This window comes from Pedococcus dokdonensis (assembly GCF_900104525.1).
GTDB lineage: Bacteria > Actinomycetota > Actinomycetes > Actinomycetales > Dermatophilaceae > Pedococcus > Pedococcus dokdonensis.
In genome coordinates this window covers 2,844,797-2,869,315 of record NZ_LT629711.1, presented here as the reverse complement: position 1 = coordinate 2,869,315, position 24,519 = coordinate 2,844,797, and the positions used below count along the sequence as shown (strand labels likewise).

Here is a 24,519-nt window from a genome sequence, read left to right as displayed (position 1 = left end):
TGGAGCCTCACCCATGGCCACCTCCCAGCTCATCCTCCCCTCCGCCTCCCGGCGTCAGCTGCTCATCGGCGCCACGGCGGTGGCTGCCACCGGCCTGACCGCCGGACGCGCCGTCGCGGGCACGCCAGCCTCCGCTGCGACAGCCGCACCCGCCTTCATCGGGTCCAGCAAGCCGGGCGGCGGGCAGTCCGCCCGCGTGCACCGCTGGGCCGCGGACACGTGGCACAGCCTGGTCGCGATGACGGACCCGAAGACCGGGCTCCCGGCCGACAACATCAACGAGGGCCTGGGCGCCGGTGACCGGTCCGGCTACACCTCTCCCACCAACATCGGCGGCTACCTGTGGTCGGCGATCGTGGCGCGCGAGCTCGGGATCATCTCGAAGGGCGAGTGCACGAAGCGGCTCACCCAGACGCTTCGGACGCTCCTGCGGATGGAGCACCACGAGCCGAGCGGCATGTACTACAACTGGTACGACGAGGCCACCGGCGAGAAGCTCACGACCTGGCCCACCGACGGCAACCGCGTCGACCCGTTCCTCTCCAGCGTCGACAACGGCTGGCTCGGCGCGGCGCTCAAGGTGGTCGCCTCGGCCGACCGCGGTGCGGCGCCCCTCGCCAACCGGCTGTTCGGGAGGATGCGCTGGGACGCCTTCTACGACCCCAACGCCTCCCGCAAGCCCGGCCTGATGCACGGCGGGTTCTACGTCGTGCAGCCCCCCGGTCGCACCGACGGCTTCTACGGGAACCACATCGGCGTCGGTCCCGACGTGTGGCTCACCAACCACCACTACGACACGACGGTGTCGGAGACGAGGATCACGAGCTACCTGGGCATCATCACCGGCCAGGTGCCGAAGGACCACTACTTCGCGATGTGGCGCACCTTCCCCGCGACCTGCGACTGGTCGTGGCCGGAGATGCAGCCGGTCGGGGAGAACCGCACCTACCTCGGGGTCGACGTCTACGAGGGCGCCTACACCTACCGCGGCATGCACATCGTCCCGGGCTGGGGCGGCAGCATGTTCGAGGAGCTGATGCCCGACGTGTTCGTCCCCGAGTCGAGCTGGGCGCCGCGCTCGTGGGGTCTCAACCACCCGCTGCACGTCCGCGCCCAGCGGGAGCACGGCCTGGACGAGGCCGGCTACGGCTACTGGGGCTTCTCGCCGTCGAGCGACCCGTTCGCGGGCTACCGCGAGTACGGCGTCGACCAGCTCGGCCTCAACCCCGACGGCTACTTCTCGGACAAGGAGAAGACCAACGTGGACGGCGGCTTCGGAGAGTGCCGGGAGGGCACCAACCCGACCCCGAAGTTCGGTGACGGTGTCGTCACGCCGCACGCCGCCTTCCTCGCGATGATGCACGAGCCCGCCCAGGCCTTCGCCAACCTCGCGAAGATCCAGGACGAGCTGAAGGCCTACGGCAAGGGCGGGTTCTTCGACGCCGTCGCCACGCGTTCCGGGACGATCGCCCGCCGCTACCTGTCGCTCGACCAGGCCATGGTCATGGGAGCGATCGGCAACGTCATGGCCGACAACGTCATCCGTCGCGCCTTCAGCACCAAGGACGTCGAGCGCGCGCTGCGGCCGGTCATCGGCATGGAAGAGTTCGGTGCCGGGATCGCCTGAGGTCGTGCCCGGCCGACCCACCCCCTGACCGCCGTGCGCCCCGGGCACTGCCCCTGATGGCCCGGGGCGCACGGCGCCCAACCCCAAGCGCACCTGGACGCACCGGCGCCCACCGACCGAGGACGTGAGAGGCACTGTGCAGCCGCTGAGGCAGACCAGCCCGGAGGGGGTCGACTACCGCGACCTCAACGGGAACGGCCGGATGGACCCGTTCGAGGACCCGCGCCTCGGGGTCGACGAGCGGGTCGCCGACCTCCTGCCGCGGCTGTCGCTCGAGGAGAAGGTCGGCCTGATGTTCCAGACCGTCATCGAGGCCGGTGCCGACGGCACGGTCAAGGAGGCGCCTGGCGCGATCAGCAAGTCGGCGACGTCCGACGTGGTGCTGCGCAAGCACCTCACCCACTTCAACGTGCACGCCCTGGGCGACGCCCGCCTGGCCGCGCGGTGGCACAACGCCCTCCAGGCCATCGCGGAGAAGTCGCCACACGGCATACCCGTGACGGTCTCGACCGACCCGCGGCACGCGTTCATCGAGAACGCCGGAGCGTCGTTCGCTGCCAAGGCGTTCTCGCAGTGGCCCGAGCCGCTGGGACTGGCCGCGCTGCGCGATCCGGAGCTGGTCCGGGAGTTCGGTGACATCGCCCGGCAGGAGTACTGCGCGGTCGGCATCCGTGCCGCCCTGCACCCCACCCTCGACCTCGCCACCGAACCGCGCTGGGCTCGGCAGTCGGGCACCTTCGGGCAGGACCCTGACCTGGTCACCGAGCTGTCGGTCGCCTACCTCCGGGGGTTCCAGCAGGACTCGCTCGGCCCGGGCAGTGTCGCCTGCACCAGCAAGCACTTCCCCGGTGGCGGGCCGCAGAAGGACGGCGAGGACGCCCACTTCCCCTACGGCCGCGAGCAGGTCTACCCGGGTGGGCGGTTCGCCGACCACCTCAAGCCGTTCCCGCCGGTGATCGAGGCCGGGACCGCCGCGATCATGCCCTACTACGGCATGCCGGTCGGGCTCGAGATCGACGGCGACCCGGTCGAGGAGGTCGGCTTCGGCTACAACAAGCAGATCGTGACCGGCCTGCTGCGCGGCACCCTCGGCTACGACGGGGTCGTGGTCACCGACTGGGAGCTGGTCAACGACAACCACGTCGGTGACCAGGTGCTGCCCGCCCGGGCGTGGGGGGTCGAGCACCTCGACCCGGCCGCCCGCATGGAGCTGATCCTCGAGGCGGGTGCCGACCAGTTCGGTGGCGAGGAGTGCGTCGAGCTGCTGCTCGAGCTGGTCGCCGCGGGACGCGTCAGCGAGTCGCGGATCGACGAGTCGGCCCGCCGGCTGCTGGCGGTGAAGTTCCGGCTGGGGCTGTTCGACGACCCGTTCGTGGACGAGGACGCCGCGGCTGGGACGGTGGGGCGCAGCGACTTCCGCGAGGCCGGGTATGCCGCCCAGGCCAGGTCCGTGACCGTGCTCGCCAACCACGTGGTCCAGGTCGGTGGCGCCGACCGCGCGGACGGCGCGGACGGCGCGGACGGCCAGTTCGGCGCGGACGCGCCGGTGCTCCCGCTGCCCACCGGCCTGAGGGTCTATGCGGAGAACGTCTCGCCGGACGCGGTCGCTCGGCTCGGCGTCGCGGTGGACCGCCCCGAGGACGCCGAGGTCGCGCTGGTCCGGCTGCACGCCCCCTTCGAGCCGCGCTCCGACCTGTTCCTCGAGTCGTGGTTCCACCAGGGCTCGCTCGACTTCCCGCCGGGGCTGGTGGCCCGGCTCGCGCGCATCGCCGCGCACTGCCCGCTGGTCCTCGACGTGACCCTCGACCGCCCGGCCGTGCTGACCCCGCTGCTGCCGCTGGCCACCGCGCTCGTCGCCAGCTACGGCAGCTGCGACGACGCACTCGTCGACGCCCTCACCGGGGTGCGGCCCCCGGAGGGCCGGCTGCCCTTCGACCTGCCCCGCTCGATGGACCAGGTGCGCCGGCACGGCGAGGACGTCCCCGGCTACGACGACCCGCTCTTCACCTTCGGCCACGGCCTGATGGTCGCGACCGGTCGTCCGGCTGCCGGCGACTGACCGTCATGCCACGACGAACGGGCCCGGCCACCTCGTGAGGTGACCGGGCCCGTCGACGGTTCCCGTGGTGTCGTCGCTCAGCCGGTGAGCTTCGACAGGGTCGGGTCGTTGGCGTACGCCTCCTTGGCGTTGTCCTTCGTCACGATCACCGGGTCGAGCAGGTTGGCCGGGACGACCTTGACACCGTTGTTGTACTGCTTGGTGTCGGTGATCTTCGGCTCCTGGCCGGCCTGGATGGCCTTGACCATGTCGATCGTGGCCTTGACGAGGTTGCGGGTGTCCTTGTTGATCGTGGAGTACTGCTCACCCGCCATGATCGACTTGACCGACTCGACCTCGGAGTCCTGGCCGGTGACGACCGGGACCGGCTTGCTGGCGGCCTTCACCGAGGTGATGATCGCGCGGGCCAGGGTGTCGTTCGGGGACAGGACGCCGTCGATGGCAGCCGAGGAGTAGTTGGCCGAGATCAGCGTGTCCATGCGCTTCTGCGCGTTCTCCGCCTTCCAGCCCTGGGTGACGACCTGGTTGAACTTGGTCTGGCCCGAGACGACCTTGAGGGTGCCGTCGTCGATCTTCGGCTGCAGCACGCTCATCGCGCCGTCGAAGAAGACCTGGGCGTTGGCGTCGTCCGGCGAACCCGCGAACAGCTCGATGTTGTAGGGGCCGCTGGCCTTCTTCTTGGCCAGGCCCTCCAGCAGCGCGTTGCCCTGCAGCACACCGACCTTGAAGTTGTCGTAGGCGACGTAGTAGTTCACGGCGTCGGTGTTCTTGACGAGGCGGTCGTAGGCGATGACCACGGCGCCGGCGTCCTTGGCGGCCTTGAGCTGGGTGCCCAGCTGCGAGCCGTCGATGGCGCCGACGACGATGACCTTGGCGCCCTTGGTCACCATCGACTGGATCTGGTTCTGCTGCTCACCCACGCCACCGTTGGCGAACTGCACGTCGGCCTGGAAGCCGGCGCTGGCCAGGTCGGTCTTGAACAGGTTCTCCGCGAGGACCCAGTTCTCCGAGGTCTTCTGCGGCAGCGAGACCCCGATGAGGGAGTTCTTGGGGAACTTCTCCCCACCGCTGCTGGAACCGGAGCTGGTGCTCGTGTCGTCCGCCCGGCCGCAACCGGAGAGGGCGAGCGCGGCGGCGGCCGCAAGGGCCACCGGAATGACGAGTCTTCTCATGCTTTCCTTCTCTTCTCGTGTTCGTACGGTCAGGGGCCGGTTGCCCGTGACCCTTGGTGGGGTCACGACTCCTGACGGACCGTGTCCTTCGCTTCTCCGGCGGCGGTGCCACCACCGGAGTTCCTCATGAGCAGACCGATGATCGACCGGCGCCCCTGGCTCTTGTTGTAGACATCGAAGGCGACTGCAGTGAGCAGCACCAGGCCCTTGATGATCTGGGTGGCGTCGGCGCCGATCCCCTTCAGCTGCAGGCCGTTGTTGAGGACGGCCATCACAAGGCCACCGATCACCGACCCGACGACGGTGCCCACGCCGCCGCTGACCGCGGCGCCGCCGATGAAGACGGCCGCGATCACGTCGAGCTCCCAGCCGACGCCGTCGAACGGGCCGGAGGAGGTGGAGCGGGCGACGAACATCATGCCGCCGAGTGCCGCGAGGATCGACATGTTCATCATGACGAGGAAGTTGATCCGCCGGCTGCGCACCCCGGACAGCTCGGCTGCGTGCCGGTTGCCGCCGACGGCGTAGACGTGGCGTCCGACGATGGTGCGCGTGGACAGGAAGCCGTAGAGCATCACCAGCACGCCGAGGATCAGGGCCGAGACCGGGAGCGAGGTCCCCTTGCGACCGGAGCCCATGACGAACACCGTCGCGAGGATGGCCACGCAGATCAGGCCGAGCCGCAGGTAGAGGACGGTGCCGTCCTCGACCTCCGCGCCGATCTTGCGCTGGTTGCGCCGGTTGCGCAGGGCGCCGAAGACGATGGCCGCGCAGAGCAGGATGCCCAGCAGGATGGTCAGGTTGTTGTAGCCGGTGTTCGGCCCCACCTCGGGCAGGTAGCCGGCGCCGATCTTCTGGAAGTCCTCGTTCACCGGGATGGTCAGCGACTTGCCGACGGCCTGGTTGGCGCCGCGGAAGATGAGCATGCCGGCGAGGGTGACGATGAACGCGGGGATGCCCACGACTGCGACCCAGAAGCCCTGCCACACGCCGACCACCGCGCCGACGACGAGCCCGAGCAGGATGCCCACCCACCACGGGATGCCCCAGTCGCGCATCGCGATCGCCACCGTGATGCCGACGAACGCCGCGACCGACCCGACCGACAGGTCGATGTGGCCGGCGATGATCACGAGCACCATGCCGATCGCCATCACCAGGATGTAGCTGTTGCCCTGGAAGATGTTGATGACGTTCTCGGGCTTGAGGGTCAGGCCGCCAGTCCAGACCTGGAAGAAGATGATCAGCGCCACCAGCGCGAAGATCATCCCGAACTGACGGGTGTCGCCGCCGAAGACCTGCTTCAGCTTGTCCATGCGCCCTCCTCGGGTGCGTTCTTGGTGTCAGGGGTGGTGTCGGGGGTGGCGGTCGGGTCCGGTGGTCCGTCGTCGACGACGTCGGGTCCGAGCTCAGCCTCGGGGGTGTGGGTCGAGCTGGTGAGGGTCATCAGGCGCAGGAGCGACTCCTGGTCGGCCTGACCCCGGTCGAGGACACCCGTGATCCGGCCCTCGCAGATCGTGTAGATCCGGTCGGAGATGCCAAGCAGCTCGGGCAGCTCCGAGGAGACGACGATGACGCCCTTCCCCTGGCTGGCGAGCCGCTGGATGATGCCGTAGATCTCGAACTTGGCGCCGACGTCGATGCCGCGCGTCGGTTCGTCGAGGATGAGCAGCTCGGGGTCGGTGAACAGCCACTTGGACAGGACGACCTTCTGCTGGTTGCCGCCGGAGAGCTTCGAGACGCCGTAGTCCACCGACGGGGTCTTGGTCCGCAGCGCCTTGCGGTAGTCCTCGGCGGCCTGGTGCTCGGCCCGCCGGTCGACGACCATGTTCTTGGCGATCTTCTTCAGCTTGGCCGAGACCGTGGTCGTCTTGATGTCGTCGAGCAGGTTGAGGCCGAGCGACTTGCGGTCCTCGGTGACGTAGGCGACGCCCGCGTCGATGGCGGCAGGGACCGAGTTGAGCCGGACCTCCTTGCCGTTCAGCACCATCGTGCCCCGGAGGAACTGTCCGTAGCTGTGACCGAACAGCGAACGCATCAGCTCGGTGCGTCCCGAACCCATCAGTCCCGCGAAGCCGACGATCTCGCCGCGCCGTACGAAGAACTCCGAGCCCTTGGCCACCAGCCGGTCCGGGATCTGTGGGTGGCCGACCGTCCAGTCGTGCACCTCGAAGAAGGTCTCGCCGATGTCGGGGGTGTGGTCGGGGAACCGCGACTCGAGCGAACGCCCGACCATGCCGCGGATGATCCGGTCCTCGTCGACCGCGCCCTCGCGCACGTCGAGCGTCTCGACCGTCTTGCCGTCGCGGATGATCGTGATGGCGTTGGAGATCGCCTCGATCTCGTTGAGCTTGTGGCTGATCATGATGCAGGTGATGCCCTTGGCCTGCAGGCCGCGGATCAGGTCGAGCAGGTGCCGCGAGTCCTCCTCGTTGAGCGCGGCGGTCGGCTCGTCGAGGATGAGCAGCTTGACGTCCTTGCTCAGTGCCTTGGCGATCTCGACCAGCTGCTGCTTGCCGACGCCGATGTTCTTGATGGGGGTCTCGGGGTCCTCGCGCAGGCCGACGCGGGCGAGCAGCTCGCGGGCCTTGTTGTTGGTGTGGACCCAGTCGATGACGCCGTTCTTGGTCTCCTCGTTGCCGAGGAAGATGTTCTCGGCGATCGACAGCTCGGGGATGAGCGCGAGCTCCTGGTGGATGATCACGATGCCGGCGTGCTCGGAGTCGCGGATGTTGTTGAACTCGACGGGGTCGCCGTTGAAGACGATGCTGCCGTCGTAGCTGCCGGCGGGGTGGACCCCCGAGAGGACCTTCATCAGGGTCGACTTGCCGGCGCCGTTCTCGCCACAGATGGCGTGCACATCGCCGCGGCGGACCGTGAGGGTGACGTCGTCCAGCGCCTTGACCCCGGGGAACGTCTTGGTGATCCCGGTCATCTGCAGGATCGAACCGCCATCGCTCATCTGGCCTCCTCGTCGAGGTTGGGGGAGGCGCACCCTGATGGCGCCACCTTCAGTGTGACAACGTTGTCCCTCGGGGAGTTTTGGGCAGCAGTCTTGCGAAAGTCAACTCCCCGCTCCCGGAAGTGTCGAGACCGTGACAAGGATGTCCGATCTGACCCGTCCTGTGGACGCGTCTGGACCCTCCCACGACGAGCTCGAGGGCACGACGAGCTCGAGGGTATGCCGGGTGGTGACCACCCGGCATACCCTCCTGTGCGCTGAGCTCAGTGCGTGGCGCGGTAGGCCGTGGCCTGACGCTGCGACCACGCCCGGTCGGCGGCGTCGATGCTGGCCCGTGAGGACAGGTCGACCCCGGCCCGCTTGGCCGCGGCCCTGGCAGCGGGGGTCGTCAGGTCAGGGGCCCGGAACTGCTCGGGGCTGATCGAGGCGTCGGCACCGGCGTAGCGCCGCTGCTGGGTCGCGAGGCGCGCGGCGGACCGCTCGGCCTGGCGCAGCGTCGAGGCGCTCACCCGGAGGGCGCTGCCGGTCAGTGGGGTGCTCACGAGCGGCGCGTAGCCGTCGCGGTGCCCGGCGACGTTGGGGTGGTAGCTCTCGCTGATCGGGTTGGACAGCCCGTTCAGCCACTCGACGTCGTCGCAGACGGCGTGGCCGACGAACCGGCTGGTCGGGTTGACGAACGAGAAGCCCCGGGCACTTGCCTGGGCCGAGATCTTGCTGTTGAGCAGGTCGGCCATCTGGTTGAGCCGGGTCTCCTCGGCCGGGGAGAACCAGGTGAAGGCGTTGCAGTCCTCACCCATGAAGATCCGCGGGTAGCCGACGACGACCACCTTGGCGTTCGGCGCCTTGGCCCGGATCGACCCGTAGAGCGTGGACAGCCGTGAGGGGAGGGTGTTGTTGACGATGTTCTGGGCGCCGTCGATGGCCCCGTTGCAGTCACTCATCCAGCCGGGCTGGGCGCACTCGGTCAGCACGTCCGCGAAGCCGGCGTCGTTGCCGCCCACCGAGATCGACACCTGCGTCGTCCCGGCGCCGAGCGCGCTGAGCTGGGTGTTGGTGACGTCGGCGACCTTCGCGCCCGAGCAGGCCCGGAAGTTCAGGGGCAGTCCCTTGCTCGCCGCGATGAGCGACGGGTAGGCGTACACCGACCGCTGGCAGGAGGTGCCGTCGTTGATGTAGCTGCGGGTGCCGGTGCCCGACGAGTACGAGTCGCCGAGGGCCACGTACGAGCTCGCGGCCTGGGCGGGTGCAGCTGACACGGTGAGGGCGGCCGTGGCACCGAGTGCCACGAGTGCGCCGAACGTGCGGGTCATCGCCATTGATTTCTCCTGCAGTCCAGTGGGGTCGGTGCTCCGCACGCTAGGGGTGACCCATCGGGCGTGGCGTCCTGCGCTCGAACCCTTGCCAAGTTCTTACCTCGGGTAGGTAATTCCGAGGGGTGGGCGGTCGCCCTGGAGATCGGCGCTGACCTGCGCAAACGCGACAGCTCAAGTGGCGCGCCGCGGCGGGGTGGCATAGACAGGGAGGGCGACGCGACGAGGCGTCGCCAGAACGTAGGGAGACCAGCCATGAGCGAGACCCCGATGGACCCCGGCACGGACGAGACCGAAGGCCCCGCCGACGGCGGCGCGAACCCGGGTGGCCACGACGGCGGAGCTGACGGCGGCGCCGATGGCGGCGCTGACGGCGGCGCGGGCGAGGGCCCGGCTGACGGTGGCGCCAACCCCGGTGGCCACGACGGCGGTGCCGATGGCGGCGCTGATGGTGGCGCTGACGGCGGGGCGGGCGAGGGCCCGGCTGACGGTGGCGCGAACCCCGGTGGCCACGACGGCGGCGCGGACGGTAGCGCCTGACGGTCCGTGACCCACGGTCCCGACGTACGGTGATCCAGTGACCACCACGTCCTCGCGCCGGGTGCCCGCCACGAGTGGCGGGCACCCGGCGCTGTCACGCCTCCTGGCTGTCCCGCTGTCCGAGTTCGCCGACCGGCACTGGTCGCGCGAGCCGCTGCTCAGCCGGGCCGCCGACTTGCCCGAGTCGTTCGACGACCTGTTCTCCGCCGACGCCGTCGACGAGCTGGTCTCCAGCCGCGGGCTGCGAACGCCGTTCCTGCGGATGGCCAAGGACGGCACCACCCTCGCGGACCGCAGCTTCACCCGTGGCGGCGGGATCGGCGCGGCGGTCGCCGACCAGGCCAGTGACGACGCCGTGCTCCAGCACTTCACCGCCGGCGCGACGCTCGTGCTGCAGGGCCTGCACCGCACCTGGCGGCCGGTGGTCGACTTCTCGCAGGCGCTGGCCGGCGAGCTCGGCCACCCCGTGCAGGTCAATGCCTACGTGACCCCGCCGGAGAACACCGGTTTCAGCGACCACTACGACGTGCACGACGTGTTCGTCCTGCAGATCGCAGGAGAGAAGCGCTGGCGGATCCGCCGTCCCGTGCACGACCTGCCGCTGCGGGACGAGCCGTGGACCGACCACCGGGCGGCGGTCGAGTCCGCCGCGCTCGGTCCCCCGCTCATCGAGGAGACCTTCGCGCCGGGTGACTGCCTCTACCTCCCCCGCGGCTACCTGCACTCCGCGACCGCGTTGGGCGGCACCAGCATCCACCTGACTATCGGGGTGCACGCCTGGACCCGGCGGCACGTCGCCGACGAGCTGGTCCGGGCCGCCGTCGTCCGTGCGAGCGGGTCACGCCAGCTGCGCGAGGCGCTGCCCGTGGGCACCGAGCTGGTCGGTGCCGGTCCGGCACCCGAGGACGTCGAGGTGGTGCGGGCCGCCCTGCTCGAGGCGCTCGCCCAGGTCGACGCGGGCGACCTCGCCACCGGTCTGGCCGGCGCGGCGCGGGCGGCCCAACGACCGGCCCCGCTCGCGCCGCTGGCCCAGGCCGAGGCAGTGCGGGCCCTCACCGACGACTCGCGCGTGGCGCTGCGCGCCCACGTCGCCGCGGTGCTCGTCCCGGCCGCAGGTGGTCAGACGGTGCTGCGCAGCCGGGTCGGGTCCCAGCCCGTCGAGCGACCCGACCTCGCAGCCATCGAGCAGCTGCTCGAGACCGGCGGCGCGACCGCTGCCGACCTGGGCCTCGAGCTCACCCGCGCGCTGCTGCGCACCGGCGTCGTCGTCCCTGCATGACCGAGCCGACGGGGCCGACTGGGCCGACCAGCCCGACCGCGGCCACGACGCCGACCGGACCGACCGGGCCGCTCTGCTCGACCGCCGCGCGGCACCGCGGTGACCCGATGCTCGGCACGGCGGCACCGGCGACCCGGTGGCTGCTCATCGAGCACCCGGGTGGCTGGGCACCGGCGGCGCTCGACAGCCCCGGCATCGGTGACGACATCGCCGAGCAGCTGCACCGCACGGCCCTCGACGTGGGCGCGCGGGTGGTGCTGATCCGGCGGCCGGGCCGCGCCGTCGTCCCCGGTCCACGGGAGCAGCGACGCTGGACCGTCCTCGACCTCGACGGTCGGCAGCAGTGGGGCACCTGGCGGCAGCCCGCCGACCTGCTCGCCGCCGGTGACGCCCTGCGGCGCGGGCCGGCCGACTCGGTCGGCGGCCATCCCCCGGACCCGCTGCTGCTCGTCTGCACCCATGGCCGGCACGACGTGTGCTGCGCCGTGCGCGGACGCCCCGTCGCGCAGGCCCTGGCCGCCCAGTGGCCGGAGCAGACCTGGGAGTGCACCCACATCGGGGGCGACCGGTTCGCGGCGAACCTGCTCGTCGTCCCCGACGGCACGGTCTACGGCGGCCTCGACGCGGCCACCGCGGTCGATGTCGTGCAGGGCCACCTGGCGGGCTCGGTGGACCTCGAGCACCTGCGTGGTTTCACCGCGCACCGACCGCCCGTGCAGGCTGCGCTCGCGGCGGTGCTCCGCGCGCACGGGCCCGCGGCCGTGGGTGACGTGCGCCCGGGTCGGGTCGTCGGCGAGGGCGACACCTGGCGGGTGGAGGTGCTGGGTGACGGACCCCTGCCGCCGAGCTCGTCGGTCGTCGTCCGCCGCACGACCCAGCCCCCGGCGAAGCTGACCTGTCGCGCGCAGGGCGACGCCACGGCATACGTGTGGACTGCCGAGGTCACCTGACGGGGACTCGGCCACTGGCCCGAGATGACGTCGCTGCGCGCCGCCGCGTCAGCCGACCCGGCTCCCGCAGGACGCCGAGCCCAGCCAGGTGTGCGGGTTTCCCTCCCAGCACCACCCGAGCCGGGGGTGGCCCTTGCTCACCCACAACGCCGCCACCCGCTTGCCGTGGTCGCGCGCGCCGGGCAGGAAGAAAGCGTTGCGGTCCTTGAGGATTCCCGGCCACAGCGTCAGCAGGCTGACGCCTTCGTCGATGGTGAGGGGGCTGCGCCCCTCGGCGACGATGAGCGGCACGGCGTCCTTGGCGCGGACGTCGAGCGTCGCCGTCCCCGTGTCGACGTCCGTGACGAGGTATGCCGCGCGGTCCGGCACGTCGACGCCGTCGAGCGGGCGGTAGCCGGCGAGGTCGTCGGCGGTGTACTCGGTCCATCCGGTGGTGGCCTTCCAGTGCACCGTCGGGAGAGCGAGGTCGGCCGTGACGAGCCGCGAGGTCACGACGACCGCGAAGGCGATCCGGTCGGGTGAGGTGGCGCGGGCCCGGGATGCCTTGTCCCGCAACGGCTCCAGCAGGTCGGTGAAGGCCTGATCGTCCAGACCGGCGAGGGCCGGGTAGCCGGCATCGAGGTAGGCCTGCACCTGACGGTCGAACTCGGTGGCGGTGGTGGTCGTCGTGGTCTGCTCGGTCAGGTCGGTGGCTCGGGTCGTCGTCTCGGTCACGGTTCTCCTCCGGTCACGTGCGGGTGGCCGAGGTTCAACGTGGGGCGACCGGGACGCGTTCCCGGGTCTGCTCCACGTCGGCGCCGCAGGTGCGGGCGACCGCAGCCGCGGTCGCCGACCCGGGCTGTGCGGCGGGGGCGGCGGCAGCCGGGACCGACTCCTCGATGCGCGAGCCGTTGATGAGGGTCACGTCGTCGTAGGCCGGTCGACCCTCGATGACGTTGCGGAACTGGTAGCGGGTCAGCGAGGCGAGCCGGCAGTCGGTGCCGAACGTCGCGATGTCGAACGCCGAGGGCTGACCGGTCAGCTCACCGACGTCACCCTCGTCCGCACCGTCGGCCGACCCGGACTCGTCGGCGATGAAGTGGCTGAACGGTCCGCCACCGGTGAAGGTGCCGACCCCGATCCGCGACCCCTCGAGCTGGCTCGCGTGCAGGTGTCCGTTGACCCGGATCCCTGCCAGGGCAACGTCGTCCACGGCGGCCGGCTCGTGCGAGACCACGAGGTCGGGCACCGGCTGGTCGGCCATCGCCGCGTTGAAGCGGGCGGCGGCCGGCTTCTGCTTCGCGGCGTTCCCGGTGTTGCTGTCACCGAACCAGCGCGGGTCGTTGAAGCCCGCGATGCGCAACCCGTGGACCGACTCGATGACGTAGGTCGAGTCGTCCGGCTCGAGCAGCACGACGTTGCGCACCGCGGCCAGCCGGTCGAGCAGCTCGCGGTCGGAGCTCGACCGCCCGTCGTGGTTGCCCTTGACGAAGAGGTAGGGGACGTCGAGCGAGGCGATGCCCTTGAAGAGGTCCGCGGCGTCAGCCTCGGTGGGGCTTCCGAAGTTCACCAGGTCGCCGGAGTCGATGACGGCGTCGATGTGCTCCTGCTGCACGATCGTCTTCATCAGCGCGTACTGGTTGGCGCCGTGGACGTCGGAGACGAGGAGCACCCGTGCGCCCACCGGCTGGTCGAGCGCCTGGGGTGCGTACTTGTCCTGCAACGCGGACGACAGGGCCAGCAGGTTCTTGAGGTAGGGGGTCACCTGCTCGGCGCGGGTCTCCACGCCCTCCAGCAGGTCGCTGTTGCGCTGCACCGTGCCGAGGATGCCGGTGGTGGTGAAGCTGTCCAGTCGCTCTGGCTGGTAGGTCAGCCCGATCACCCCGAAGGTCGCGACGCACGAGGCGACCCACGCCCCGGCGACCAGCGCGCTCCACCGCAGCCGCGGACGCCGCCGCCGCCACGCGGCATACCCGCCCAGCGCGAGGAGGGCGACGACGAGGGCACCCGCGGCGAACCGCCAGCCCAGCGCGATCGCGCCACCGCGGGCGGCGCGCTCGAGCTCGAGCGGACCGGGCTGCAGCGACTGCACCGAGATGTTGGGGCGGGCCAGGAGGTCGGTGATGCGCTCCTTGACGCGTACCTGCGCGACCACGCCCGGCGCGGGCACCGGTCCGCCGAAGTCGAGCTTGATGTCGCCGAAGACGGTGGGGCTCTGGAGCTTCGAGATGTCGGCGGGGTCGAGCGACAGCCGCAGCTCGGCCCCGTAGTTGAGGGTGTCGGCGTGGCCGGGGAACAGCGTCGTCGCCGCCACGCCACCGGTGTTGCAGGCGAAGAACAGGAGCACCAGCGCGCCGATCCGGCGCAGCCACGGGGACACACGCCCTCCGTGACGTGGGCTCTCGGGGGGCGCGCTCACCGCTCCACCGTAACCGCCTCCTAGGGTGGGGGTATGCCGCGGAGCCTGGGGACGCTGGAAGGCCGCACCTTCGCGGCGGTGCTGTTCGACATGGACGGGACCCTGATCGACTCGATCCCCGTCGTGGTCCGCTCATGGGTGCGCTGGGCCCAGGAGGAGGGGGTCGACCCCCACGACCTGGCCGGCTTCCACGGGGTGCCGGCCCGTGGGGTGATCTCGGCGCTCCTGCCGCCCGAGCGGGTCGAGTCGGCGTTCGAGCGGATCGAGGCGATCGAGGTCGCCGACACCGATGGCATCGAGGTGCTGCCCGGCACGCTCGACGCGCTCGCGGCGCTGACCGGTGACGTCGAGCTCTGCGCCATCGCCACCTCGTGCACCCGACCACTGGCCGACGCGCGGCTCGCGGCCACGGCCCTGCCTGCACCTCGCGTCGTGGTCACCGCCAGCGACGTCGCGCAGGGCAAGCCGCACCCCGACCCCTTCCTGCTCGCCGCGACCGGCCTCGGCGTCGATTCCCGCGACTGCCTGGTGGTGGAGGACGCCCCGGGTGGGCTCGAGGCCGCCCGGGCGGCGGGCTGCGCGACGCTGGCCGTGACGACCACGACCGCCCCGGCCGACCTCGTCGCCGACGCCGTGGTGCGCAACCTCGCCGACGTGCGCTTCTCGGTGGTGGACGGCCGAGTCCGGGTGGCACCGGCGGCGGATTCCGTGACGCCGGGGGTTACCGGCCCGTAGGTTGGGCTCATGGACGCTGACGTCATCGTGGTCGGAGCCGGTCTGTCCGGGCTCGTCGCCGCCGCCGAGCTGGCCGACGCCGGACGCCGCGTGGTGGTGCTCGACCAGGAGAGTGCGGCCAACCTCGGCGGCCAGGCGCACTGGTCGTTCGGCGGGCTGTTCCTCGTCGACAGCCCCGAGCAGCGCCGGATGGGCATCAAGGACTCGGTCGACCTCGCGTGGCAGGACTGGCAGGGCTCGGCCGGGTTCGACCGGCTCGACGACGAAGACAGGTGGGGCTCCCAGTGGGCCCGCGCCTACGTGGACTTCGCGGCCGGTGAGAAGCGGGCCTGGCTGCACGAGCAGGGGATGCGGTTCTTCCCCGTGGTGGGCTGGGCCGAGCGCGGCGACGGGTCGGCCTCCGGTCACGGCAACTCGGTCCCGCGGTTCCACATCGTCTGGGGCACCGGCCCAGGGGTGCTGGCGCCGTTCCTGCGCCGCGTGCAGGAGCACGTCGCGGCCGGACGGGTCGAGCTGCGCCACCGCCACCAGGTCGACGAGCTGGTCACCAGCGACGGCGCCGTCACCGGCGTGCGGGGGACGCTGCTCGCCGACGACCGCGCCTCCCGTGGCCGGCCCACCAACCGTGACGCGGTGGGCGAGTTCGAGCTGGCCGCTCAGGCGGTCGTCGTCACCAGTGGCGGCATCGGCGCGAACCACGACCTCGTCCGCGCCAACTGGCCCGAGCGGCTCGGGACGCCGCCCGAGCACATGCTGACGGGCGTGCCCGCGCACGTCGACGGCCGGATGCTCGGGATCACCGAGGCGGCGGGTGGCCGGCTGGTCAACCGGGACCGGATGTGGCACTACGTCGAGGGCATCGAGAACTGGGACCCGATCTGGCCCTCCCACGCGATCCGCATCCTGCCCGGCCCGAGCTCGTTGTGGTTCGACGGGAACGGCGACCGGCTGCCGGCGCCGCTCTTCCCCGGGTTCGACACCCTCGGGACCCTGGCCCACCTGCGGCAGACCGGGCACGACCACAGCTGGTTCGTCCTGACGAAGAAGATCATCGGCAAGGAGTTCGCGCTCTCCGGGTCGGAACAGAACCCCGACCTCACCGGCAAGTCGGTCAAGGACGTGCTGGGCCGCGCCCGCGCCGACATGCCCGGTCCGGTGCGGGCCTTCCTCGACAAGGGGGCCGACTTCGTCTCGGCCGACACGCTGCGCGAGCTGGTCGACAAGATGAACGCGCTGACTCCCGATGCCCCGCTCGACTACGCCCATCTCGAGCGCCAGGTCGTCGACCGCGACCGGCAGATCGACAACGAGTTCAGCAAGGACGCCCAGATCACGGCGGTCAGGGGAGCGCGCAGCTATCGCGGCGACAAGCTGATCCGCACCGCCACGCCGCACCGGATCCTCGACCCGAAGGCCGGGCCGCTGATCGCCGTGCGGCTCAACATCCTCACCCGCAAGACCCTCGGTGGGCTCGAGACCGACCTGTCGTCGCGGGTCCTGTCCGCGTCGGGCGAGCCGGTGCCGGGCCTGTATGCCGCGGGCGAGGTGGCCGGGTTCGGCGGCGGCGGGGTGCACGGTTACCGGGCGCTGGAGGGCACCTTCCTGGGCGGCTGCATCTTCTCGGGACGCACCGCGGGCCGGGCCGCGGCAGCCGCCACCGCCTGACCCGCAAGGGATCAGGGGAGGCGGTCGCGGACGATGGTGTCGAGCACGCCCAGCGGCACGCTGCCGCCGTCGAGCACCGCGTCGTGGAAGGCCTTGATGTCGAAGCCGTCGCCCTGGCGCTCCTGCGCCTCGCGCCGGATCCGCAGGATCTCGAGCCGACCGACCATGTAGCCGCACGCCTGGCCCGGGTAGACCGCATAGCGGTTGACCTCGCTGGTCACGTTGGCCGTGGACATCGGTGAGTTGGCGACCATGTAGTCGATCGCCTGCTGGCGGCTCCAGCCGAGCGCGTGCAGACCGGTGTCGACGACCAGCCGGCAGGCGCGCACCGAGTCCATCGTGAGCATGCCGAGCCGCGTCAACGGCGAGGAGTAGAGGCCCATCTCGTCGGCGAGGCGCTCGGTGTAGAGACCCCAGCCCTCGGCGTAGGCGTTGAAGACGGTGTGCCGCCGCAGGGCCGGCATGTCGGTGAGCTCGGAGGCGATGGCGAGCTGGAGGTGGTGCCCCGGGATCCCCTCGTGGTAGCTGAGGGCCTCGATCTCGACCCGGCCCCAGGCCGCCGGGTCGGAGGTGTTGACGTAGAAGACGCCGCCGCGCGAGCCGTCCTCGGACGGCGGGTAGTAGAAGCCGAGCGCCCCCTGCGTGGTGGTCTTGATCGCGCAGTCGGCAGCCGGCAGCCGGTTGAACCACGCGGGCATCTCGGCGCGGGCCCGGGCGAACGCCGTCTCGCACTCGGCGAGGATCTCGGCGGCGTCGTGGTGCCGCAGCGCCGGATCGGTGCGCAGCCGGTCGTAGATCGCGGGCACGTCGGAGGTGCCGAGCACCTCGCCACCCAGGGTCGCGTACTCCTCCTCGAGCGACGCGATCTGCTGCAGACCGAGGTCGTGGATCTCCTGGGCCGACAGGGTGGTGGTGGTGTTGGCGGCCAGGGCGCGGGCGTAGGTCTGCTCGCCGTCGGGCAACCACGAGAGCCCGCACCGGTCATCGGGACGGGTGTGCGGGGCGACCTCGTCCGCGAGGACGTCGCGGTAGACCTGCAACCCCGGCCGGACGGCCTCGCCGATCGCCTCGGTGAGCCGCGCCCGCCAGGCGTCGGCGTCGACGTCGGCTGGCAGGTCGGAGGTCTGGAGCAGCGGGTCCTCGGACAGCGGCTTGGCCAACCAGGCGTCGAGCTGGGGCACCGTCTGCGTGACCGCGAACGACGCGGGGGTGCGACCGGAGGCCACCCCTTGGCGGTGCCGCTCCGCCGAGTCGCGGAGGTACTGGCCGATGGAGTGGTACTTCTGCACCATCGCCTCGGCCACCTCCGCGGTGGGCATCGCGAGGTTGGCGACCGTGAGGGGCAGGTCGACCTGGGGACCGAAGATCGGGTTGACCGCGAGCTCCTCGGTGCGGCACTCGGCCCAGTCGGCGCCGCTCGTCGCCTGGAACGCGACGACGTCACGGGTCGCGCGGTCCTGCAGGCTCAGCCCCTCGTCGGGAATGGCCGCCGCCCGCGCGGCGAACGCGCGGTCCGCCGCGATGAGCTCGTCCTCGGCCGCCCGGCTGACGTCCTCGTAGCGGTCGGCGAACCGGTAGTCACCCACCATGTGGGCCCAGCTCGGGCTGGTCCGCATCCAGTGGTCGTGGTAGTCGTCTGCCAGCTGCCGAACGTCGTCGCTCATGACGTCAGAACGTACCCGCCCGGGCCGACACCCGCCCCCGCTTTCTCCGCGCGGCCGCCCCGGTTGAGGTGAAGTGCGGTTCACCCTGCACACTCGGGGGCGTGGGTGAGCGGGGCAGCGTCGTGGGCGAGGCGGGTGTGCCGCCTGCCCGGCTCCGCGACGACCGCGACTTCCGGCGCTACTGGGTCGCGCGGATGGCCAGCCTGTTCGGCTCGCTCGTCACCGCCGTGGCGATGCCGGTGCTGGTCTACCGGCTCACCGGCTCGACCACCCTCACGGCACTGACGACGACCCTCGAGGCATTGCCCTACCTGCTCTTCGGCCTCTTCTCCGGTGCGGTCGGCGACCGGCTGGACCGCAAGCGGGTGATGGTGGCCGCCGACTTCGCGAACGTGGTCGTGATCGGGTCGGTGCCGGTCGCGTGGTGGTGGGGCGGGCTGACCGTGCCGCACGTGCTGGTCGCCGGGTTCGTCGCCCAGTCGCTCTTCACCTTCTTCGACGGCGCGAACTTCGGGGCGCTGCCGGTGCTCGTCGGACGCGACCGGGTCGGTGACGCCAACGCGGCGGTGTGGGGTGTGGGCGGCATCCTCGACCTCACGGTCCCTGCGGTGGTCGGGCTGGCGCTCGCGGTGGTGCACCCGGCCGACCTGCTGGCGGTCGACGCACTGACCTTCCTGGTCTCCGCGATGCTGGTCCGCACGATCGGCCGCGCGCTGTCGGTGCCGAGGGAGCATGCGGAGGGCGCGCGGTCGTCCGTGGGCGCCGACATCCGCGAGGGGGTCGGCTTCCTCTGGCGGCACCACGGGGTGCGTTCGAACTCGATCATCGGGGCGCTCCAGTCGATCGCCGGTGCCGGCTTCATGGCGCTCGCGGTGCCGTGGTGCGACCGGGTGCTGCGGGTCGGCACGTCGGGCTGGCGGTTCGGCCTGGTGTTCAGCGCGTGGGGCATCGGTGGGATCCTCGCGGCCTCCCTGACACCCCGGCTGCTGCGCCGCTTCACCGCCGCGCGGCTGACCCTGGCGTGGATGCCGGTGTCGGCGGGCTTCGGGGTGCTGGTCGCCCTGTCGACGAGCTGGGTCGCCGCCGTCCTGTTCATGATCGGGTGGGGCGTGGCCTATCAGCTCGTCATCATCAACTCGCTCAACTACCGCCAGCAGGTCACCCCCGAGCGCCTCCTGAGCCGCGTCAACACCGCGGGCCGGATGCTCTCCTGGGGCCTCGGCTGGACCATCGGCGCGCTCGCTGCCGGGGCACTCGCCGACCAGGTGGGCGTCCGCCCGGCCATGCTGACCATCGTGGCCGTCGGCCTGGTGGCCGCCTCCTACGCCTGGCTCTCGCCGCTGCCTCGGATCGCGCGGGTCGACGCCGCCGCGCGGGCCGACCCGGCCTGACCCAGCACCCGGCATACGTCCTGATCATGGTCCGGCGGGCCCCCAGGGTTAGCCGGGCAATACGGCAGTTGCGTCCACTCCCGCCCAGCAGTTGCCGGGCGGGAGTGGACGCAACTGCCGTGTTGCGCGGCGTGGGTCAGAGGTACTGGCCGGTGGGGCCGCTGTCCCCGGTGTCGGGTCGCAGCCCGGGCTGCCCGGCGACGCCCGGACCGTCCTCGGGAGCGTGACCCGGAGGCAGGGCCCGCCGCATCCCCTGCAGCTGTTGCTGCGCCGCCATCTGCTGCGCGAACAGCGCCGTCTGTATGCCGTGGAACAAGCCTTCCAGCCAGCCCACCAGCTGCGCTTGCGCGATGCGCAGCTCGGCGTCGGTCGGAGCCACGTCCTCGTTGAACGGCAAGGCGATCCGCTCGAGCTCGTCGATCAGCTCCGGGGCCAGGCCGTCCTCGAGCTCCTTGATCGACCGGCGGTGGATCTCGGCGAGCCGCACCCGCCCCGCCTCGTCGAGGGGTGCGTTGCGCACCTCCTCGAGCAGCTGCTTGATCATCGAGCCGATCCGCATCACCTTGGCCGGCTGCTCGACGAGGTCGGCGGGGTTGGTGGGGCCGTCCTCGTTCTCGGAGTGCGGGGCGACCCCCATGCCGTCCTGCGTCACGACCACGACGCGCTGCTGTCCGTCCGTGCCCCCCGCAGCCTCGCCCTGATCCTGCCCTGCGTCGCCGTGCTGCTCGCTCATGCTTCGACACTACAGCCGGGACTCGGCCGCCTCGGAGCCGCTCAGTCGCTGGGCCAGCCACACCGGGATGATCGAGACGACCACCAGGACGACCGCGACCACGTTGACGACGGGCGCCTGGTTGGGCCGGAACAGGTTGTTGAAGATCCAGATCGGCAGGGTCGGGGTCCCGGGGCCGGCGGTGAAGGTCGTCACCACGATCTCGTCGAAGCTGAGTGCGAAGGCGAGCAGGGCACCAGCCAGCAGGGCGGAGCGCAGCAGCGGGAAGGTGACCAGCCGGAAGGTGGTCAGCGGTCGCGCGCCGAGGTCGGACGACGCCGCCTCGAGCGATCCGCCCAGCCGCCGCAGCCGCGCCGTCACGTTGTTGAAGACCACCACGATGCAGAAGGTCGCGTGCCCGACGATGATCGTGAAGAGGCCGGCGTTGACCCCGAAGACCGGGTCGAGGACGTTCTGGATCACCGACTGCAGGGCGATGCCGGTGACGATGCCGGGCAACGCGATCGGCAGCACCACCAGCAGCGAGATGGCGTTGCGGCCGAAGAACCGGTAGCGGGTCAGCGCCAGCGCCAGCAGGCTGCCGAGGACGAGGGCGATGGCGGTGGCGCCCAGGCCGGCCTCCACCGAGGTCCGCAGGGCAGCCCGCGGGCCGGGGGCGTCGGCGGCCAGCGACCACCACTTCGTCGTGAAGCCCGGCGGCGGCCAGCCGAAGGTGCGGTCGCTGTTGAACGAGTTGACCGCCACGACGGCCAGCGGGGCGTAGATGAACAGCAGCACGAGGGCGGCGAAGGCACCGAAGGCCAGTCGGGTCGGTCGTCCGGCGCGCATCAGGGCCTCACAGGTTGTCCAGGGCGCCGGTCCGGCGCACCGCGACGAGGTAGGCGACCATGATCAGCACCGACGCCGTGCCCAGTGCGGCGGCGAACGGCAGGTCGAGGGTGATGTTCTGGAGCACCGCCGTGCCCAGCACCTGGAGCTTGCCGCCGACGATCTGCACCGCGATGTAGTCGCCGAGGCTGAGGCTGAAGGTGAACACGGTGCCGGCGGCGATCGACGGCAGCAGGGACGGCAGCACCACCCGGCGGAAGGTGTCCCACCCGCGCCCACCGAGGTCGGCCGCCGCCTCGAGGTGGCTCTCGGGGAGACGTTCGAACCCGGCATACACGGGCAGCACCATGTAGGGGAGCCAGAGGTAGGTGAGCGTCAGCACCACCGCCCCGAAGCCGTAACCGGGCGTGCCGCCGAAGGTGCTCTCGAGCACCCCGTCGGGCTGGACCATCGTGCGCCAGGCATAGGCCTTCACGAGGTAGGACGCCCACAGCGGGACGAGCACCGCCGCCACGAGCAGGCCCCTGACCCGGCGTGGCGCAACCCGCGCCATGAACCAGGCGAACGGCACGGCGATGGCGACACAGAGGATCGTGACCACCACTGCGATCAGCAGCGTCCGGCCGATGATGCGCAGGTAGGTCGGCTGCCCGATCTCGCGGAAGTTCTCGAGGCTGAAGGTGTGCACCACCTGGTTCGTGAACGAGTCCGTGGTGAAGAAGGCCGTCGCGAAGATGGTCGCCAGGGCGCCGAGGTAGGCCACGACGAGCCATACCATCGGCGGCCCCAGCAGGCCGGCGAGTGCCTTCCTCGAACCCATCAGCTGTTGCGGATCTCGGTCCAGGCCTTGGTCCACTCGGCGTAGTCGGTGCACTTCACGTCGGTGCGACCGTCGAGGCACGCCGAGATCGGGGTGTTCCAGTAGTGCACCTTGGAGAAGTAGTCCTCGTCCTCGGCGTGGAACACGGTGCAGTGGTTCTTGTCCGCCGTCTCCGCGCAGGCCTTCTTGTTGGCGGGGGCCTCACCGAAGTACTCGGCGATCGCGGCGTTCGTCTTGGGCGAGACGATGTGGTCGATGAACTTGTAGGCACAGGTCTTGTGCTCGGACTTCGCGCCGACCATCCAGGTGTCCGACCATCCGGTCGAGCCCTCCTTGGGCAGGACCGCCTCGACCGGTGCCTTCTCACCCTGCGCGACGTTCGCGATCACCTGCCACGTCGTCCCGACGGTCGACGAGCCGCTCTTGAAGGCCTGGACCTCCTTGAGGTAGTCGGACCAGTACTCACCGACGTTGGCCTTCTGCTTCTTCAGCAGGTCGACGGCGGCCGCCAGCTGGGTGGAGTCGAGCGCGTAGGGGTCCTTGATCTTGAGGTCCGGCTTGGTGGCCATGAGGTAGAGCGCCGCGTCGGCGATGTAGATGGGCGAGTCGTAGGCGGTCACCTTGCCCGCCTGCGAGCCGACCTGGTCGAAGACGGCCGACCAGCTGTCGGGCGCCGGCTTCACGAGGTCGGTGCGGTACATCAGGAGGTTGGCGCCCCGGCCGTGCGGGATGCCGTAGGCCTTGCCCGACACCGAGTTCCACGGCTTCATCTTGAGGCTGTCGAAGATGTCGGCGTAGTTGGTGACCAGGCTGGTGTTCATCGGCTCGACGTCGCCGGCGGCGATGAGGCGCAGCGTGGCGTCACCCGAGGCCGACACGGTGTCGTACTGTCCGGTCCGCATCAGCTGGACCGCCTCGTCGGAGGTGCCGAACGTCTTCACCGTCACCTGGCAGCCCGACTCCTTCTCGAAGTCGCTCACCCAGTCGACCGCCGGGTCGTTGCTGCCGTCCTCGACGTAGCCGGGCCAGGCGAGCACGCTGACCTTGCCCTCGGGGGTGCCGAGCTTCTCGAGGGCCTTGAGGTCCGGCGCCTTGAAGCCTCCCGCCCCGGTCGTGGTGCCCGAACCGCCGGAGTCGCCACACGCGGCGAGGGCCGCGACGGCGATGACGGCGAGAGCGGCGGTGCGCAGTGGTGTCGTGCGGGGCATGACGTGCTCCTTCTCCTTCAGCGGGACCCGTCGGCGGCTGCGGAGGCCGGGGCCGACGGGACTGTGATGACGTGGGAGGGGTCCCACTCGAGCTCCACCTCGGTGCCCCGTTCGAGCTCGGGGCCACCAGATCCGTTCTGCTGCAACGCGACCAGCCGCGGACCGGCGTCCAGGTCGACCACGTAGCGGGTCACCGGCCCGGCATACACGACCTCGACGAGGCGACCTGCTGCACGCCGTGCGGCACTGTCGCGCGCCGCCCCGCGCGCGTGGACCAGGAGCTTCTCGGGGCGTATGCCGTAGGTCCCCTCCGAGCCCACGAGCGCCACCGCGCCCGGGCCGGTGAGGAGGTTCGACGTCCCGACGAACCCGGCCACGAACTGCGTCGCGGGCTGCTCGTAGATCTCGCGGGCGGTGCCCACCTGCTCGACCCGGCCGGCGTTGAAGACCGCGATCCGGTCGGAGAGGGTGAGCGCCTCCTCCTGGTCGTGGGTGACGAAGAGGAAGGTGATGCCGACGTCGCGCTGGATCGCCTTGAGCTCCACCTGCATCTGCTCGCGCAGCTTGAGGTCGAGGGCGCCGAGCGGCTCGTCGAGCAACAGCACCCGCGGCTGGTTGACGAGCGCACGGGCGAGCGCGACGCGTTGGCGCTGGCCGCCCGAGAGCTGACCCGGTCGCCGACTGCCGAGCTCGGGGAGGCGGACCTGCTCGAGCGACTCCATGGCGCGACGGCGGCGCTCGGCCCTGGCGACCTTCTTGACCCGCAAGCCGTACTCGACGTTCTCGAGCACGCTCATGTGGGGGAACAGCGCGTAGTCCTGGAACACGGTGTTGACGTCGCGTGCGTAGGGCGGTCGCGTCGTCACGTCCTCGCCACCGAGCTGGACCGTGCCCGACGTGGGCGTCTCGAAGCCGGCGATCATCCGGAGCACCGTGGTCTTGCCCGAACCGGACGGGCCGAGCATCGAGAAGAACTCGCCGTCGCGGATGGTCAGGTCGACGTCGTCGACGGCCACCACCGGTGGCGCGCCACCGAACTCCTTGCGCAACGAGGACAGGACGACCGCGGCCACCATGTCCGGAGTCTAGGGAGTGACGGGGCGCTCGAGGCGGAGATTCGCCCCGAGCGCCCCGGGTGGACCGGCCCCCCGACCGGCCCACATCGGTGGAAATCCGTC

Annotated in this window: 20 protein-coding genes; 8 read left to right on the top strand and 12 right to left on the bottom strand. The window is 71.1% G+C overall.

The genetic code is table 11. From position 1 onward, the window contains the following. Nucleotides 1-13 precede the first annotated feature (13 nt). Together BLQ34_RS13535 and BLQ34_RS13530 are read left to right on the top strand one after the other, a co-directional pair. Nucleotides 14-1,627 carry a glucoamylase family protein gene (locus tag BLQ34_RS13535; RefSeq protein ID WP_091786487.1) on the top strand — a complete coding sequence of 538 codons (1,614 nt, stop codon included), beginning with the start codon at nt 14-16 and terminating at the stop codon, nt 1,625-1,627. A 124-nt stretch (nt 1,628-1,751) separates the two neighbouring features. Further along, entirely contained in the window at nt 1,752-3,686 is a 1,935-nt protein-coding gene (locus BLQ34_RS13530; protein ID WP_231961169.1) for a glycoside hydrolase family 3 protein, read from the top strand. Nucleotides 3,687-3,763: 77 nt separating this feature from the next. Here the strand turns inward: BLQ34_RS13530 and BLQ34_RS13525 are convergent, their stop codons facing one another. From BLQ34_RS13525 to BLQ34_RS13510, 4 genes are all read right to left on the bottom strand, one after another. Then, nucleotides 3,764-4,858, bottom strand: a complete 1,095-nt coding sequence (locus BLQ34_RS13525; RefSeq protein ID WP_091786484.1) for a substrate-binding domain-containing protein — start codon at nt 4,856-4,858, stop codon at nt 3,764-3,766. Nucleotides 4,859-4,920: 62 nt separating this feature from the next. Beyond that, nucleotides 4,921-6,174 (bottom strand): multiple monosaccharide ABC transporter permease, encoded by a 1,254-nt coding sequence (gene mmsB, locus BLQ34_RS13520; RefSeq protein WP_091786482.1) that lies wholly within the window; start codon nt 6,172-6,174, stop codon nt 4,921-4,923. Beyond that, on the bottom strand, nt 6,162-7,820 hold the full coding sequence (mmsA, locus tag BLQ34_RS13515; protein ID WP_091786479.1) for a multiple monosaccharide ABC transporter ATP-binding protein: 1,659 nt from the start codon (nt 7,818-7,820) through the stop codon (nt 6,162-6,164). Before mmsA ends, mmsB begins: the two co-directional genes overlap by 13 nt. Before the next feature lie 263 nt (nt 7,821-8,083). Next, complete coding sequence (locus BLQ34_RS13510) at nt 8,084-9,136, bottom strand: SGNH/GDSL hydrolase family protein (RefSeq protein WP_091786476.1); 1,053 nt, start codon at nt 9,134-9,136, stop codon at nt 8,084-8,086. Between the two features lie 249 nt (nt 9,137-9,385). Between BLQ34_RS13510 and BLQ34_RS13505 the strand changes: the two genes are divergently transcribed. From BLQ34_RS13505 to BLQ34_RS13495, 3 genes are read left to right on the top strand one after another with little or no spacing between them, the layout of a single operon-like run. Further along, on the top strand, nt 9,386-9,670 hold the full coding sequence (locus BLQ34_RS13505; protein ID WP_091786473.1) for a BatC protein: 285 nt from the start codon (nt 9,386-9,388) through the stop codon (nt 9,668-9,670). Between the two features lie 37 nt (nt 9,671-9,707). Further along, nucleotides 9,708-10,949, top strand: coding sequence for a cupin domain-containing protein (locus tag BLQ34_RS13500; protein ID WP_091786470.1), 1,242 nt, complete (start codon nt 9,708-9,710; stop codon nt 10,947-10,949). After that, on the top strand, nt 10,946-11,899 hold the full coding sequence (locus BLQ34_RS13495) for a sucrase ferredoxin (protein WP_091786468.1): 954 nt from the start codon (nt 10,946-10,948) through the stop codon (nt 11,897-11,899). The genes BLQ34_RS13500 and BLQ34_RS13495 overlap by 4 nt, the downstream gene beginning before the upstream one ends. A 48-nt stretch (nt 11,900-11,947) precedes the next feature. Here BLQ34_RS13495 and BLQ34_RS13490 read toward each other — a convergent pair whose 3' ends face one another. Then, nucleotides 11,948-12,613: a DUF5701 family protein gene (locus BLQ34_RS13490; protein WP_091786465.1), complete on the bottom strand. Its 666-nt coding sequence runs from the start codon at nt 12,611-12,613 to the stop codon at nt 11,948-11,950. A 34-nt stretch (nt 12,614-12,647) separates the two neighbouring features. Next, on the bottom strand, nt 12,648-14,297 hold the full coding sequence (locus BLQ34_RS13485) for a metallophosphoesterase family protein (protein ID WP_091786463.1): 1,650 nt from the start codon (nt 14,295-14,297) through the stop codon (nt 12,648-12,650). 33 nt (nt 14,298-14,330) lie between these two features. On the opposite strand from BLQ34_RS13485, the gene BLQ34_RS13480 reads away from it, so the two are divergent. Both BLQ34_RS13480 and BLQ34_RS13475 read left to right on the top strand, forming a co-directional pair. Further along, complete coding sequence (locus tag BLQ34_RS13480; protein WP_091786460.1) at nt 14,331-15,032, top strand: HAD-IA family hydrolase; 702 nt, start codon at nt 14,331-14,333, stop codon at nt 15,030-15,032. Nucleotides 15,033-15,041: 9 nt separating this feature from the next. Then, on the top strand, nt 15,042-16,697 hold the full coding sequence (locus BLQ34_RS13475) for an FAD-binding dehydrogenase (protein ID WP_091786457.1): 1,656 nt from the start codon (nt 15,042-15,044) through the stop codon (nt 16,695-16,697). Between the two features lie 11 nt (nt 16,698-16,708). Here the strand turns inward: BLQ34_RS13475 and BLQ34_RS13470 are convergent, their stop codons facing one another. Further along, nucleotides 16,709-18,361, bottom strand: coding sequence for a DUF885 domain-containing protein (locus BLQ34_RS13470; RefSeq protein ID WP_091786455.1), 1,653 nt, complete (start codon nt 18,359-18,361; stop codon nt 16,709-16,711). A gap of 101 nt (nt 18,362-18,462) precedes the next feature. Here BLQ34_RS13470 and BLQ34_RS13465 point away from each other — a divergent pair, with 101 nt between their 5' ends. Then, nucleotides 18,463-19,752, top strand: coding sequence for an MFS transporter (locus BLQ34_RS13465; protein WP_091786452.1), 1,290 nt, complete (start codon nt 18,463-18,465; stop codon nt 19,750-19,752). Between the two features lie 136 nt (nt 19,753-19,888). On the opposite strand, the gene BLQ34_RS13460 is transcribed toward BLQ34_RS13465, so the two are convergent. The 5 genes from BLQ34_RS13460 to BLQ34_RS13440 are packed head-to-tail and all read right to left on the bottom strand — an operon-like array spanning nt 19,889 to nt 24,417. Further along, a complete protein-coding gene (locus BLQ34_RS13460) occupies nt 19,889-20,485 on the bottom strand; it encodes a bacterial proteasome activator family protein (protein WP_091786449.1) in 597 nt (198 codons plus the stop codon). A 9-nt stretch (nt 20,486-20,494) separates the two neighbouring features. Then, nucleotides 20,495-21,313 (bottom strand): ABC transporter permease, encoded by an 819-nt coding sequence (locus BLQ34_RS13455; protein ID WP_091786447.1) that lies wholly within the window; start codon nt 21,311-21,313, stop codon nt 20,495-20,497. A 7-nt stretch (nt 21,314-21,320) separates the two neighbouring features. Then, nucleotides 21,321-22,133 (bottom strand): ABC transporter permease, encoded by an 813-nt coding sequence (locus BLQ34_RS13450; RefSeq protein ID WP_231961166.1) that lies wholly within the window; start codon nt 22,131-22,133, stop codon nt 21,321-21,323. Further along, nucleotides 22,133-23,341: an ABC transporter substrate-binding protein gene (locus tag BLQ34_RS13445; protein WP_091786444.1), complete on the bottom strand. Its 1,209-nt coding sequence runs from the start codon at nt 23,339-23,341 to the stop codon at nt 22,133-22,135. Before BLQ34_RS13445 ends, BLQ34_RS13450 begins: the two co-directional genes overlap by 1 nt. Nucleotides 23,342-23,358: 17 nt before the next feature. Further along, the gene (locus BLQ34_RS13440; RefSeq protein WP_091786441.1) at nt 23,359-24,417 is read right to left on the bottom strand and encodes an ABC transporter ATP-binding protein; all 1,059 of its coding nucleotides are present in this window, start codon (nt 24,415-24,417) and stop codon (nt 23,359-23,361) included. Between the last annotated feature and the right edge of the window lie 102 nt (nt 24,418-24,519).